General features: G+C 38.1%; 9 protein-coding genes and 2 pseudogenes. 1 reads left to right on the forward strand and 10 read right to left on the reverse strand.

The genetic code is table 11. The features are described 5' to 3' along the window. Positions 1–74: 74 nt before the first annotated feature. From BKP45_RS23490 to BKP45_RS02230, 3 genes and pseudogenes are all read right to left on the reverse strand, one after another. Positions 75–473, reverse strand: a complete 399-nt coding sequence (locus BKP45_RS23490; protein ID WP_084787531.1) for a sugar ABC transporter substrate-binding protein — start codon at positions 471–473, stop codon at positions 75–77. A 17-nt stretch (positions 474–490) separates the two neighbouring features. Next, positions 491–820, reverse strand: a pseudogene (locus tag BKP45_RS23495) (substrate-binding domain-containing protein); the annotation flags it as partial. 1111 nt (positions 821–1931) lie between these two features. Then, positions 1932–3032, reverse strand: a complete 1101-nt coding sequence (locus BKP45_RS02230; RefSeq protein ID WP_071388186.1) for an IS4 family transposase — start codon at positions 3030–3032, stop codon at positions 1932–1934. A 691-nt stretch (positions 3033–3723) separates the two neighbouring features. Between BKP45_RS02230 and BKP45_RS22885 the strand changes: the two genes are divergently transcribed. Next, positions 3724–4020 (forward strand): hypothetical protein, encoded by a 297-nt coding sequence (locus tag BKP45_RS22885; protein WP_245747366.1) that lies wholly within the window; start codon positions 3724–3726, stop codon positions 4018–4020. 430 nt (positions 4021–4450) lie between these two features. Here the strand turns inward: BKP45_RS22885 and BKP45_RS22890 are convergent. The 7 genes and pseudogenes from BKP45_RS22890 to glmS form a co-directional block, all read right to left on the reverse strand. Then, a pseudogene (locus BKP45_RS22890) lies at positions 4451–4690 on the reverse strand (SIS domain-containing protein); the annotation flags it as partial. Positions 4691–4720: 30 nt separating this feature from the next. Then, a complete protein-coding gene (locus tag BKP45_RS02245) occupies positions 4721–7117 on the reverse strand; it encodes a GH32 C-terminal domain-containing protein (protein ID WP_084787537.1) in 2397 nt (798 codons plus the stop codon). Between the two features lie 235 nt (positions 7118–7352). Then, positions 7353–7550: a hypothetical protein gene (locus tag BKP45_RS21955; protein ID WP_139193721.1), complete on the reverse strand. Its 198-nt coding sequence runs from the start codon at positions 7548–7550 to the stop codon at positions 7353–7355. Between the two features lie 115 nt (positions 7551–7665). Beyond that, positions 7666–9012 (reverse strand): glycoside hydrolase family 68 protein, encoded by a 1347-nt coding sequence (locus BKP45_RS02250; RefSeq protein WP_071388189.1) that lies wholly within the window; start codon positions 9010–9012, stop codon positions 7666–7668. A 69-nt stretch (positions 9013–9081) separates the two neighbouring features. Beyond that, the gene (locus BKP45_RS02255; RefSeq protein ID WP_071388190.1) at positions 9082–10416 is read right to left on the reverse strand and encodes a glycoside hydrolase family 68 protein; all 1335 of its coding nucleotides are present in this window, start codon (positions 10414–10416) and stop codon (positions 9082–9084) included. A 222-nt stretch (positions 10417–10638) separates the two neighbouring features. Further along, positions 10639–12009, reverse strand: a complete 1371-nt coding sequence (locus BKP45_RS02260) for a glycoside hydrolase family 68 protein (RefSeq protein WP_071388191.1) — start codon at positions 12007–12009, stop codon at positions 10639–10641. A gap of 1068 nt (positions 12010–13077) precedes the next feature. Further along, positions 13078–14880 (reverse strand): glutamine--fructose-6-phosphate transaminase (isomerizing), encoded by a 1803-nt coding sequence (gene glmS / locus BKP45_RS02265; protein WP_071388192.1) that lies wholly within the window; start codon positions 14878–14880, stop codon positions 13078–13080. Positions 14881–14997: the final 117 nt, after the last annotated feature.

Consider the following 14997-nt stretch of genomic DNA (forward strand, 5'->3'; position numbering starts at 1 on the left):
ATCACAAAAGATACCCCTCTTAACAAGAGAGACTAGTGAGAAAGGTGAAAACTAACATTTTTCACTAGCCTCTTTCATTTCAACATTCTTTTCTGGAACTCTAACCTTTGTTTCGCAATGCCTTTAATGATGATGTCTACTCCACTATCAATATGTTTATCAACACTTTCACCATTTATCACTTTCTTTACGGTTTCAACGCTTAAATAGCCCATATCAAAAGGATTCTGTGCTATGGTCCCAGGTAGCTCTCTTTCTTCTATCAATTCAATCATTTCGTTCGTTCCATCTGTTCCTATAATTGGCATGTTCAGCCCATACGCTTCCATCACCTCAAAAGCAATTAATGATAGCGTGTCATTGGTAGCGATAATCCCTTTCACTTTAGGATGGGTTTCTATATTTTTTTCAATCTCCTCTTTGATTTTCAAAGGTTCAGAGTATATATTTACTTTTTCTACAACAATTTCGATTCCTACAGCCTCTAAGCTTAGTGCAGCTCTGAACCGAGTAGCGCACCTGCTCTTCTACCTAAAGCAACATTATCCGTACCGATATAAGTTGTTTTATTATCCCATTGATGATAGGTATCTAATAAAAAAACAGGAATATCCTTTTCAATAAACCGTTCTAAAGTAGGAATAGTATAATGTGGATACATAGGGTAGATTATTAAGATATCAGGATTTTCTATTAGAACACGCCCTAACATATCAACCTGCTCTAAAAATAATAAGTTAGTGGGAGCAATAATTTCACCCTCTATATCCAAATCCTCAAATCCTTTTCTCAAACCCGCTTCAACAATCCTCCAATATTCCGAATCTAAATCTTTTTATCCAACGACTACTGTAGGTTTTTCATCAATTGATTTAAAAATAAAAGACAATGCAACAATAACTAGAGGCAGAACGAATAACCTTTTTACCATTTGATACCCCGTCATTTCATATTTCTAGGCAATGCTGTTTCATTAATAAGGAAAAAATTATAACCATAAACACCTTTACCTGTTAATTAATTTTTAGAAAATATAACGCTTAAGTTCTATTCTTGTCTTGTTTTTCAATATAACAAAAGTGCTAGAGGGGAGATTTCAATATCTTTAGATGTAAACATTTAAAATATTCGGGAGTTAAAATCGATTATAATTTTAGAGGAAAGACCCTTTCTCTAAGCTCGCAGCACCACGTAAGCCTAAAAAATATCCCCTAGTTGCGTAACTAGAGTAATTCCTTATGGCTACCTTATTTCTTCTAACCTTGTACTTATTTTCTCAACTACTTCCTTCGCCGAAGCCTCTACATCTTCCCCCTTATGCCAAATTCTTCAAATAATGTTTTAATTGCATCACTTATAACAGGATAAGCTGGTGTAACCGGTCGGTTCTCGGAGTATGTTTGTGCTTGTTGGATAAAAATATTTCTGGGATATTCATTAAGTTCCGAAATCATTTGCCACAAAGAAATCTAGCTGGAATATCGCCTGTTAATTATATATAGTTCTTCATCCCTTCATAACTTAGAATATAAAGGATAAACTTCTAATCTTCGTCTGGGTATTTAGTCTTTGATGATATTCAGAGCGACCACCCTCCGTTTGGTACAACCTGATAGTGTGCGGATATAATCCGTATTTAAACTAACAAAAAAATAAAAGTATAAGAGCAAATAAAATTCCCATTGCAATTAATAATTTTTTGTTTGTTTTCTTTACTAATTCCATTACAATCCTCTCCTTTCAAGACGAGCGAGTTAAAGGAAATTTATAATACTTCAGATAACACTAGCCTTGTATAAATATTGTCATAATTTTCAGTTTAATTAATTTATTTGTTTAGAGCCAAAAAAATTAATACCCAACTAAAGATGGCTCCATCCATTTGGAAATTTATTTACAATTAGACTGGTGCAACGACGACAAATTGCGTATTAAGGGAGGGCTTTCCCTTCAATCTTTCGAAGCCAGATATGCGATGGTTTCCACAAAGCAGCCTTTAAATAACGGCTAATTTGCAATGTTTTTCGCTTACTTTTTGTTTCCATCTGTGCAAGTACATGCAGGCAAAAAACAATAAGTGCGATAAACACTTGATTTTGAATAGCCCATTCGCTTTGACCATAGAACTTTTTGATGTTGAGATGTTGCTTGATCCATTTGAAAAACAGTTCTATTGCCCATCGTGACTTATACATCTCTGAAATTTCTTCTGCACTTAAGTCAAAACGGTTTGTGATGAGATGAAGGATATTTCCTTTTGAATCTATCACTTTTAAAAGGCGAAAGTAATTTTCAGCATGGTTTTGAGTCGTACCAATTAACACCATTTGATCCGACAAAACAGACGAATTCTCAGGTAGCTTAAAATCATAAACTTCCCGTACGATAGCGTTTTTCCTTAGCCTAGAGAGAAAAAAGTAGCGATCAAAGCGCTCGTAATCTAAATAGCCACGGTCAAACACATACATGCATTCTTTGTCATCGACCATGATTTCAAGCTGGCCACGATCATGTTCTTTTGCGGTTGTCATGATGGCTTTTTCTGGATAGGAAATCCCTTTTTCCATAAACACAAGGCGTACATGCAATTTCACTCCCGCTTTTGTTTTGCGGAATTTTGCCCACCTATGGTTGGTTAAATTAAGTGGCAATGTGCTCGAATCAATGATTTTTAAAGGCATGATCAGTTTTGTATAGTGCGTTTTGACATGAATTTGTGAGACTAAATCAAGGAATAGACGTTGAAATAGATCTGGGTTCATACCATTTAAGCGCCGTGACAGCTGTGAAATACTGATTGAATCAAGGTCAATCGCCTTTTGAAGTTGGTCATCAAAAAGACAATCACTTAGCGCATGGAGACTCTCGACTTCTTGTAACTGGGCATAAAGCAATAATTTTAAAAATGATTCAGTCGTTAATTTTTTCGTATAAAAATCTAATTTCAGTGTTTTCACCTGTTCTCCAAATAATTCAAGATTTATTGGTGAAAACCATTGTCCAAATGAAGTTTTTCGTGTAATCTTGTCCATGAGATGTGTCCTTTATTAGTGGATTTGGACGGGTTACCACCTGACTTATCCATTATAAAGGACTTTTTCTTTGCATAAAATAACTTATTGAAGATTTTGAATGTTTTTAATAGTTAAACTGAATTAGTGCAACACTAGTGTTCAGATAAAAATATTTAAAACATGTTTTAAATATTTTGACCCGTTTAAAAGCGCTCCTGCTGCTATTACAGGAACGTACCCGTTGATGATGAAATTTATAAATTCGTCTCCACGGATTCAAAAGAATTTGGAACATTATGTATTAAATAAAGCCAGGTAGAATGCTTTACAAAATCGTCACTCATAATATTGGCAGGTGCCAACAGTTATCTTCGTCGACACTCAAGCTCATTCAACCTTATTATACAAAAATAACCAGAAAAATGTAAAAGATTAGAAAAGGGTATTTTGATATTTTGTAGAAATAAGTAATACAAGGGGAACGGATTAACAAATCTAACAAAAGAGGGTGACTAGTATGTTCAATTGGGTGCCGAATAATGAGCAAGATGTGTGTGAAAGAAGGCTTCGAAAGGTTATGAAACGCTTAAAGGTTGAAAACTTCAATTTCAACTACGATCGCAGCAGCTGTTACATTGATTTTCACTACCAGAATAAAATATACAGGCTGGAACACTCCATTGACAAAGCAAAGGATAGAGGATTGATCATGTTAAGAAACGGATTAGATTGTCTCTCTGAGCTGATCGACTCCCTTGAAGATCTCTGTCAAATCATTCAAAGAGGAACGTATAATCTTGAAACGTGGATAGCGGGTATGACGCAGTCAGCTTCTGTAGATAAGATCTCAGAAGATGTAGAAGAACTACATATCCGATATAAGCCAATAGGAAGACAAAAAAACGGCGAATACGACCGTCATGAAGAGAGGACGAATATTACTCCTGAGTCCTATCTCGAGGATTTGAGTCGGAATCAAATATTGCAGCGGATTCGAGGGAAGTAGAGACTGGTTAGAAACAGTTCAAAAATGGAATGTGCGTCAATAACGATATATATAAATATATATGTGTAAAAAGTCGATCTCCTAAACAGAATCGACTTTTTTCCTTATTATAAAGGAGTGGGCCAACTGCTCACCGTTGAACTCCACTCCTCTTTTGCAGTTACATTACAGGTTTGCAGTACCTTCCTGCAGCACAAGATCATGATGAAGAACTTCCCTCTCCATTAATGCCCATATTACCATAAAAACAAAAACAGGAGTTTAGATATTAACACTCCTGTTTTTTATATCCTTAAATCTAACATCTTAATTTAAAAAAGACACGCTCTTAATTAAATCATTTATAGTTATTTATTCCACTTTCACACTTTTGGCAAGTTTTCTTGGCTTGTCTACATCGCAACTTCTGAAGTGCTGCGTAGTATGCAATTAAATTCATTTCTTGTGCTTTCGCTGAATCTACAGCAAGTAAAGATAATACAGCCATTTGCGCTGTATAAGCCTTGGTAGAGGTAACATCAATTTCAGGTCCACCACACGTATGAAGTTTGTAATCTACCCCACGTGATAACGTTGAACCTGGTACGTTTGTGATTGTTAACGCAGGGTAACCTAACTTCTTCACAGCTACTAAAACTCCGCGGCTATCTGCAGTTTCACCGCTCTGTGAGCTTTGGGTCTGATCCTTTTTGCTTCTTATTTAATATGCGCTTCTCATTCTCCATACATTCATTTTCTTCACTTCAGATTCTCCTTCTGTAAATAACTCTAGATAGAGAGAATCTTCTCTTGATGGGTAGACGCGTGTCGTTAAACTGTTTACGCCATTGATATAAGCTTCAACCATGGAGCGGTCAAGAAAGATACGGATGCGTAAAAGATCATCTTCAATCTCAACTTTACCTCCTTGAATTCCTTTTTCTACATTGTCTGAAAGACTAGAACGCTCGCGGTCTACATTCATCGTTTGTTCGTCAAAATCATAGAACAAGAGCGTTTCTTCCTGTTGATCTGGTGATTGACGAACTTTTATGCCGACTTTTTGAGCCTCTTTTCTTTCAATTTCTAATTCAATTTCAAGCATGTCTCCACTGAGGTCTGCTATTTGTTGGTTCACGTCTTCGATCGTAGAAGGATTATCCAGGTTAAAAAGAAGTTCTTCCCGTAAACGTTCTACTTCCTGAACAGGTTCCACTCCTAGTCGGTGATTGTCACGAAGCGAAAGGACGATTGGTAAGCCGGCATTGTGAGCCCATCCGGCATTGTACCGACTTTCTTCAGTTCTTCTATCCTGTGTAATCGAAAAAATAATGGCTCGGCCTTTATCATCGACCATTCCACTTGGTCCTGTAAAGTGTTCGCCGACATCTAGCAACTGCGGATCCTCTTGATCAGGGATAAACTGATAGGTTTCATCATCCCACGAGCCGATCCAATACCAGACATATTTCACCGCATATTCACTATTACCGTCAAACCATGGATTAATGAGAAAAACGTATTTTTCTTCGCCGTGATCATCGTGCCCAATCGGTAAGAAAACAGGAAGCTCCCACACATCACCTGTTTTAGGATAGGTGTGGACATCTCCGATCATAAGAGGATGTTCATATTGCCAATCGATTAAATTATCTGATGTGTATACGAGTGCCGTTCCTCCAACGGATTCCTCGCCGTCTTTGATTCCAGAACCGACGAGCTGAACCCACTTATCTCCAGATTGAAAGACAAACGGATCTCGAAACTGACCATACCAAACGGTTCCTTTTTCTGTTTGAATGTGTTCATCTTGAAGCGTTACGGGTTCTGGATGCTTAATCCAATCAACTAAATCATGATTGTGATCATCTAAAAACCTACTTCTAGCTAGACCCGTCATCTGATTTGGCGTCATACTATCATTTCCTGCCGTAAAGAACAACGCAGGATTGCCATGTTCATCGATAATCGAATCTCCAGACCAAGAACCATCAGGATCGACTTCGTATGCTTCTGGGGCTAAGGCAATCGGTAAGTCTCTCCAATGAATCAGATCATCACTAACGGCATGACCCCAGTGTATCCCGCCCCAATAAGGTCCTGCTGGATTAAATTGATAAAATAAATGGTACTGACCATTAAAGTATAGTGGCGCATGTGGTTCGTTCATCCAATGCTCAGGAGGTGTAAAATGGTACTCGGGTCGATGACGATCCCCATCATATCTGCTTCTGTCCCAGGCAAGTTCTGAGCTAGGATTTGGAATTTCTCCATCAAAAGATTGATGAAATCGCTCTTCAATTTCAGGATGTTCATGGGCTGTTCTGTACACGGTCACCTCATCAATTAATCCATTAAACATACTTGCATCGAAGGTATCGCTAATGAAAGCGGGAAAATTGTTTTTGCCTATACGAAGTTCTTGATCTGGCAAGGCGATGGTAGTATGTGAAGGGATCTCGATATGCCCAGCTTGTTCGCCATTACGATAAAGGACGACTTCGCTTCTTTCTTTCGAAAAAACAGCGACAAGATGGGACCATTCATTTCGAGGGAGACGATACGCCTCATCTGCCCATACTTCAAACCATTCTTCCCCTGTTCCAAATTGGAAGGACCACGTTCCGTGACGAAACACTCCTAATTGAAATCCTTTCTTTTCTTCTTTGTTGTGATAACTAAGGATGGAAGAGAGTTTCCCTTCATTTCCCCATTCAAACGCACGAGGCGCAACCCAAGCTTCGAGTGTCATCGCATCTTCTCGGAAAGCCAGTGTCGATGCATCAGCTGACACCCACGTTGAGTAGCCATCAAACAGCAAAGCATGGCCAGAAATCCCTTGCCTCCAAAGGGGATCGCTGATCGGTTTATCTACCGCTTCATTAAATACATAATGAATGTGATGTTCTTGATTGGAGCGTGCTTCAACGGTCATCGTACCGGTTCCTTCATCAAATGTCCATAAGGCAGCCACATCCTCTAAAGATTCAACTTCTTGTTGAGGTTGTTCAAGAGGCTCCTCTTCAACTTGTTCGTGCTCGTCATTTTCTCCTTTTGTAGCAGTCCAAATGATTAGTGCTGCAACAATGATAATAAAGATTAAGAAATAACGTTTCATGATGCTCCTCGCTTTCTTAAATGAAAAATAGATGAAAGTAGCCTCTCACTTTAACTATAAGAGGTTACTCATGATTATTATTTAATTACACCTTGTCCTATGTCGCAATATGCGTATGGTCATGTTTAAAGCAATTTATAGAGATGAGCAGGCATCCCACCAAAACATTCAAATTGATACTCAGGAGTTGGAAGACCAACGTCTGCAATCGTTTTGTCTCCAAGGTCAGTAAAGTCTACAAAGCTAATGATCGTTCAAACCTTACAATATTTTCTTTACCACTAATAACAGTAATAATTCTTGAGCAATATCTTTCGGTTCTTTCCATTCGTCTTTTTTGTTCATCTTCCACCTTGAATTTATTAATTAAAGAAAATTCATCCGTTTGCACATTGATGATCAAATAAATAATAACTAAAAGGTAACAATGCACAATGGCGCTCAGTAAAAAAACTGAACGCCATTGCTTGTCCTTTACGTCAAAATCTGATAAATCTTGCTATCCATCAGTGGGGGTTGAAGAATAACCCACTGATGCAAGTCTCACTTTATCTAAAAAATCCTTGCTTCTTTTCATGAAGGATCTTTGTTCCATTACGTGTTATAGATATTTTTAATGAAGGTGCCAGCATTCCACCGAAATGTTCGATCTGATATTCTGGTGATTGCTCACCAATTTCATAAATATCTTTACCATCCACATCAACATAATTTACAAAACTTATTACAGTACCATTCGACATAACCATCCAAGAATATGCTTGATACGGATTATCGGTTGGATTTGCAATTACTAACCCACTTTCATTCAACGGTTGATAGCCTCCAAAAAGTGAGTCTGAAGAAAACCCATATAACCCTTCCGGTGCATTAAGACCGGAGGCAAATTTTTCACTGTGCGTCTTTACAAAAAGATAATATTTGTTTCCTTTTACAATGACACTTGGTCTCTCCAGTTCATCATTTACATAGTTCGCTTCTAGCAATGGGGGCAGCAAATTAAATTTAGACAAACTTTGATTCGTTGCTTTTGCAATGCCAACACTGCCATTAAACGCTTTTGATCCATCAGGGATAACATGGTTTTGACGAAATGCTGCGGAACCAATATATTCATGTTTATATGATCTGTCTTCAAGCTTCCCAGCAGAGTTTCCTTCAAACAAAAGATATTCTTCCCCAGTCTTTGGATCCTGGAAAAAATACGGGTCACGGAATGCATATGAAGATTCTACTGGACCTGTTTGTTCATTTGTTTGATAATATTCTCCATCAGCTTCAAGAATAATTTCATGTGTTGACCAATCCTCAAATGTCACACTATTGTTCGTTGTTTTTATATTTGCCGTTGCGGTTGCGATTCGCTGATCATAGCCTAGTTGAGTTTCACCTTTCTTACCTGTTGCAGTGTAAAAAATTTGTAATTTCCCATCTTTGTGAACAATCGAAGATCCAGCCCATTGTCTTGAACCTAATGCTTCTCCATCTTTGAAAACAGGGCCACCGGATTCCCAGCTCATACCATCCTTTGAAAAGAAATAATGAATTTCAGCTGTATCATGTCGCTTACCAGGAAGGACATCATTAGGCACTGACAAAGCAAAAATAATTTTAAAACCGTTTACTACAGCTTGATGGCCATTCTTTTCTTGCAATGGCCAAGTATCCCAAATATAAGAGTCTAATGTGATTTGAATAAGCTCGTCTTTATTAATAGTAGGTGCAGTATTATGAGCATTCATTGAAAGATTACTAACATCTTCACGAGTCCAATTATAAGTATCAATAGTTTCTTTGGCAGATACACCAGTGCTTACAATAGGAGCCAATATAGCAGAAAGGCCTACCAGCGCTGCTAAAAAAATTTTACCCTTCTTATCTCTTTTGCGTACCATTTATGTTCCCCCTTTATCTAAAGAGAAAGCAGCCTCTCAGTTTAATCATGAGAGGCTGATTCATTATCATTATCTGATTGCACCTTGTTTTAACTCTGTCACAATATGCGTACGATCTTGATTCAATGCAATTTTTAAAGATGGTGCTTGCATTCCACCAAAATGTTCAAATTGAAACTCATGAGATTGGTGACCAATGTCACCGATCGTTAAGTCTCCTAGATCGGTAAAGTGAACAAAGCTAATAACCGTTCCATTTGGTAAAACCAACCATGAGTAAGCTTGGTATGGATTTTCTGGAGGATTAGCGATGACGAGACCACTACCATTTAGTGGTTTATAATCTCCAAATAAATCGTCTGAAACAAACCCATATAAACCTTCTGGTCCTGTAATACCAGGAGCATATTTGTCAAAATGAGTGTCTGTGAATAGATAATAATTATTTCCCTTCACAATAATATGCGGTCGTTCTAGTTCTTGATTGACACAATTTGCTTCTAGTAAAGGTGGGAGCAATTCAAACTCTGTATAATCTTCATTTGTAGCTTTTGCGATCCCGATGCTTCCATTAAATAATACTGATACTTCTGGAACATCGTGGTTTTCAGCGAATTCAGGTGAACCGATGTGTTCTGGCAAGCATGCACGGTCAGCAGGCGCTCCACTAGAGTTCCCTTCAAAGATAATGTACTCTTCACCAGATTTAGGATCCTTAAAGAATTCAGGGTCACGGAAAGCATAGGCAATATCCCCTTGACTTCCTTGTTCTTGAGTTTGATAGTATTCTCCATCCGCTTCAAGGATAATTTGATGATCGGACCAATTTTCAAAAGAAATTCCAGCTCTAGAAGCAACTACATCAGCAGAAGCTTTTGCAAAGCGTTGCTCGTACGTAATATGTTCTTCTCCTTTTCTTCCAGTAGCTGTATAGAAAAAGTGAAGTTGATCATCTTCGTCAATCATGGCTGATCCTGCCCATTGTCGTGAACCCAATGCGTCCCCATCTTCAAAAACAGGGCCGCCATTAGTCCAATCTTTGCCGTTTTTTGAGTAAAAATAACGAACTTCTGCAATGTCATGGACTTGTCCAGGTAATACATGACTTGGGGCTGAAAGAGCAAAAATGATTTGATACCCTCTTACAACGGCGATAGAGCCATCTTTATTTTTTAGAGGCCATGAATCCCAAGTATGATAGTCTTCATCAAATTTTTCTAATTCATCCATGTTAATGACAGGAGCGGTGTTACGATCAGTTAGCTCGATATTCGTTACGTGTTCACGCGTCCAATTGGATACAGTATAATTGTTAGTTGCACCTACTGTTACCAGTGGGGAAAGGATAGCAGAAAGTCCGATAATCGTTGTCGCTAATAACAAACTTCTTTTCTTCTTTTTCATGTTCTTACCTCCTGTTTTTATTATTTCTTGATTTTAATGACTTTCGTAATCCATCATTATCGCCACTAAGATACTATATCTAGTTACGTTAAACTGTTCGTAACTAGATATAGGTTTATGTGGCTCGGTTTTTGTAATTATGAATTCACTCAATTAAAAGCGTATTAACTGTGCTCTTTTCTTTTTGAAAGAGTTATACCTTAATTTCTTTGTACTTATTATTTACCGTAACGATCTACCGTAAGGGCCGAACGGTTTAATTTCTCCAGCTCCCATTTCTTTCACTATTTTTGTTGTGTCACCGTCAAAGGATACCTTTAGCGTAGGTGCAAAGGTTCCACCAAATTGGACCTGACCATTCTCGTCTAAAGGTTCATTAATGAAGCTGATGACCTGACCATCCGGTGCCGCCCACCAAGAATAAGCTTGAAACGGTTTTTCCGCCGGGTTGGCAACAACTAGACCAGTACCGTTGACTGGCTTATAATCTGTACGCAAGCCTCCCTCGCCGACAAATCCGTACAATCCATCCGGACCTGTCAACCCTGGTGCAAACGTAAATTCATGACTGATCGTAAGCAGGTAGTAAGTATCGCCTTTCACCACGACATGTGGACGTTCCAACTGATGGTTTACCCCAACCGACTCGAGAAGTGGTGGCAACATTTCAAGTTCGGTTACGTCGTTGTCAAGCACTTTCGCAATACCTATATTGCCGTTGTAAAATTCCGCGCGTTCCGGAACATTATGAGTTTCGCGGTATTCTGCATCACCGATATTTTCCGGTTTAATATAATCTCTGTTCGTGCCTGCCTGACCTTCCCAAATAATGTATTCTTCGCCTGTATTCGGATCTTTGAAGAAAAACGGATCGCGGAACCCAGTGATGATATTTCCGTGTTCTTGAAACTGTTCGATCGTTTCATAATGTTCGCCGTCCGCTTCAAGAAGGATTTGGTGATCAGCTTCATTAGTAAGATGCACGCCATTTCTATCTGCACTGATATCAAATGTCGTCTTGGCGAGGCGTTGCTCAGCTCTTCGCACCCAATCGTGTTTATTAAATTCCTTACCACCATCAGCATTCATATCAGTGGTTGCCGTATAGAAGAAATGCACTTTTCCTTGCTCGTCCAACATAGCAGAACCAGCCCATTGCATGTGTCCTAACGCTTTGTCATAGTCATACGGAATTCCGGCATAAGTCCAATCCTTACCGTTTTTAGAGTAAAACATGCCGATTCTTGCTTCAGTATGGCGGTCATGCCAAGTATAAGTACGCGGTGCAACCAAGGCAAATGCGATTCTGTAGCCTTTTACGATCGAAAGTGAACCGTCTCTGTCCTGGAGGGGCCACGTATCCCAGACCCACACATCCGGAGCTACGTCTTCAAAGTCCAAATCAATGATTGGGGCTGTAGTCTCTTCCGTCAGAGCAACATTCTCTGCTTGCTGCCTGGACCAGGTCGCAGTGTAGTCATCCTCAATATCCCATTTAAAGCTCGCAGCAACGCTAACGCTCATCAGACTGCTCGCTAAAATCGCAGTACACAAAACTAATTTTCCTACTTTTTCACGAAATTTGATTTTCATTTGTATCTTCCTCCCATTAATTGATTATATTTTTTCTTTTACAAACAACTATTTTTTCACTCTTACCTCCTCTTTTTGTTTGGTGGGATAAACAGACCTAAAAGGTTCAAGGATTCCCGTAACAGTACGGTTAGTCTTATACATTTTAGGTTTTACTGTAGAAAAACAGTAACAATCCGACATATTTCGTTTACATATTACATTATAATTAAATCTATCTTTTTGAAATACGGTTTATATTGAGGATAATTTAGTCTTAAATTGATACGTATAATATCTTAAGGAATTTGGAAGAATGAATTTTATGTAATTGACTTCACGTCTAACCGACACCCAGTGATCAGCACGATTTTAGTATCACATTAGGAAGGCGTCCCAAATTGGTTTATATTATTCGAAGCGTTGAAACGAAGGAAACCCGTACCATTGGACTGTAACGAGTTATATTAAGAAGGATGGCATTAACTAACTTTATATGGAAATTTAATTGTATTTATCCATTGACGAAAGGAATATGATCGAGCATTTCCTACTACTTTTGGGGTCGAATATCATTTCAAAGGAGAAATTTTGTAAGATGGTGCTTGATTGACGCGTAATTCATCTTCTTTTGTACCTTCTCGCGCTCAAACTAAATCTCTTAATGCTCCGTCTTCTTTTGTCGGGATATTTACTGGTACCAATTCCCTTGCACATTAAAGTTTGGGGATAGTTGGCCCTCCCCGGCCAATTCTCCCCAAACTGGGTGGTCGGATGTATAAAGTGGCTCACTTTTAAAGTGATCACTATGGCTCAAATTATTGAAAAAAACACTTGATATTATTACAGAAGAAACCCACCCATTTTGAAAAAGAGATTGATCAAAATACGTGGTTTTGGATTTTAGATAGATCTATTTTTTTATCAAAAAAGGACCTAAAAAAAACACCCCTTTAGATAATCATATCCAAAGGAGTACTTCTTCGCAATTTTTTATAAACATTACGACTTTATTTTAAATATCGTATCTTTTTTAAAAACATCTCAACTTTATTCAAAGCCACAATGAACCCTCTAAAATAAAATATTCTATTCCACTGTCACACTCTTCGCAAGGTTTCTTGGCTTATCTACATCGCAACCTCTATGAAGTGCTGCATAATATGCAATTAATTGCATTGGGATCACGGTTACTAGTGGAGTTAAATATTCGTGTACTTTTGGCACGACAAATTGATCATCTTCAAAATTAAGCCCTTCTAGACTAATGATACAAGGGGTAGCACCACGAGCAGCTACTTCCTTCACGTTACCACGAATACTTAAGTTAACGTGCTCCTGTGTTGCCAATGCAAAGACTGGTGTACCTTTCTCAATTAATGCAATTGTCCCATGCTTTAATTCTCCACCAGCAAATCCTTCAGCTTGAATATATGAAATTTCCTTTAATTTCAGGGCACCCTCTAATACAACATAGTAGTCGGATGCACGACCGATAAAGAAACAATTACGCGTGACACTTAAATAGTCGCGAGCAATCTTTTCTAAAGCCTCTTTTTGATCACAAAGAGTTTCCATAACTGTTGCTACAATACTTAACTCTTTAATAGGGTCAAAATCTAATTCGAACCCTTGTGCTTTAGCTGAATCTACAGCAAGTAAAGATAGAACAGCCATTTGCGCTGTATAAGCCTTTGTAGAAGCAACAGCGATTTCAGGACCACCATACGTATGAAGTGTGTAATCTGCCTCACGTGATAACGTTGATCCTGGTACGTTTGTGATGGTTAACGCAGGGTATCCTAACTTCTTCACAGCTACTAAAACTCCGCGGCTATCTGCAGTTTCACCGCTCTGTGAAATAAAAATAAAGAGTGGGTTTTTTGAGATTAACGGCATATTGTATAAGAATTCACTCGCAATATGCGTCTCTACAGGTTTTTTAGCAATGTTTTCAATCAACTGCTTACCAACTAGACCAGCATTATAACTTGTTCCAGCTGCAATAATATAAATTCGGTCAGCAGCATTTACTGCATTACGAATATTCTCGTCTAACTTTACCTCACCGTTTTCGTCTTGATATTTTGAAATGATATTACGAATAACAAGAGGCTGTTCGTCTATTTCTTTTAACATATAATGTGGGTACGTACCCTTTTCAATATCGCTTGCATCTAATTCGGCGATATACGATTCTCTTGAAATTGAAACACCCGCTAAATTTTTAATTGTAACGGAATCACGTGTAACAATAACAATTTCTTGATCCATTAACTCTACAAATTCATTTGTTGTTTTTATCATTGCCATTGCGTCACTAGCAATAACATTAACACCGTCTCCTAAACCAACTAGTAATGGACTTTTATTCTTTCCAACATAAATCTTATCTGGATCTGTTTCATCGATTAATGCGATCGCATACGAACCCTTTAATAACGAAAGAGTTTGTCTAAATGCTTTTTCAACAGTATTTCCTTCGTCCATAAAGCGTTCTACAAGCTGAACGATCACCTCTGTATCCGTTTCACTAACGAATGGTACCTCTTGTAAATGATCAGCTTTTATTTCTTCATAATTTTCAATAACTCCATTATGAACGAGTGTAAATCTATGAGAAGTACTTTGGTGTGGATGAGCATTAACACGGCTTGGTGGTCCATGAGTTGCCCATCTTGTATGACCGATACCTGCTGTACCGTCTATATTACTATCAACAATATTTCTCAATGCGGCAATACGACCTTTTTCTTTAAAGAGATGAACACCTTTTTCATTGACAATTGCAATTCCTGCAGAGTCATAACCTCTATATTCTAACTTTTCTAATCCACTTAGTAATATTTCCTTTGCATCTTTATTACCAATATATCCAACTATTCCGCACATATTTTTAGTCCTCCCTCGGTGGGGCAAGAAAGCATGCGTTAGCTTAGCTTTGTTACTTAGCATATACTTTTCAAAAAAGCATATGCACAATAATAAAGCATAATCAAACTAGGGGCC

This window comes from Anaerobacillus alkalidiazotrophicus, assembly GCF_001866055.1.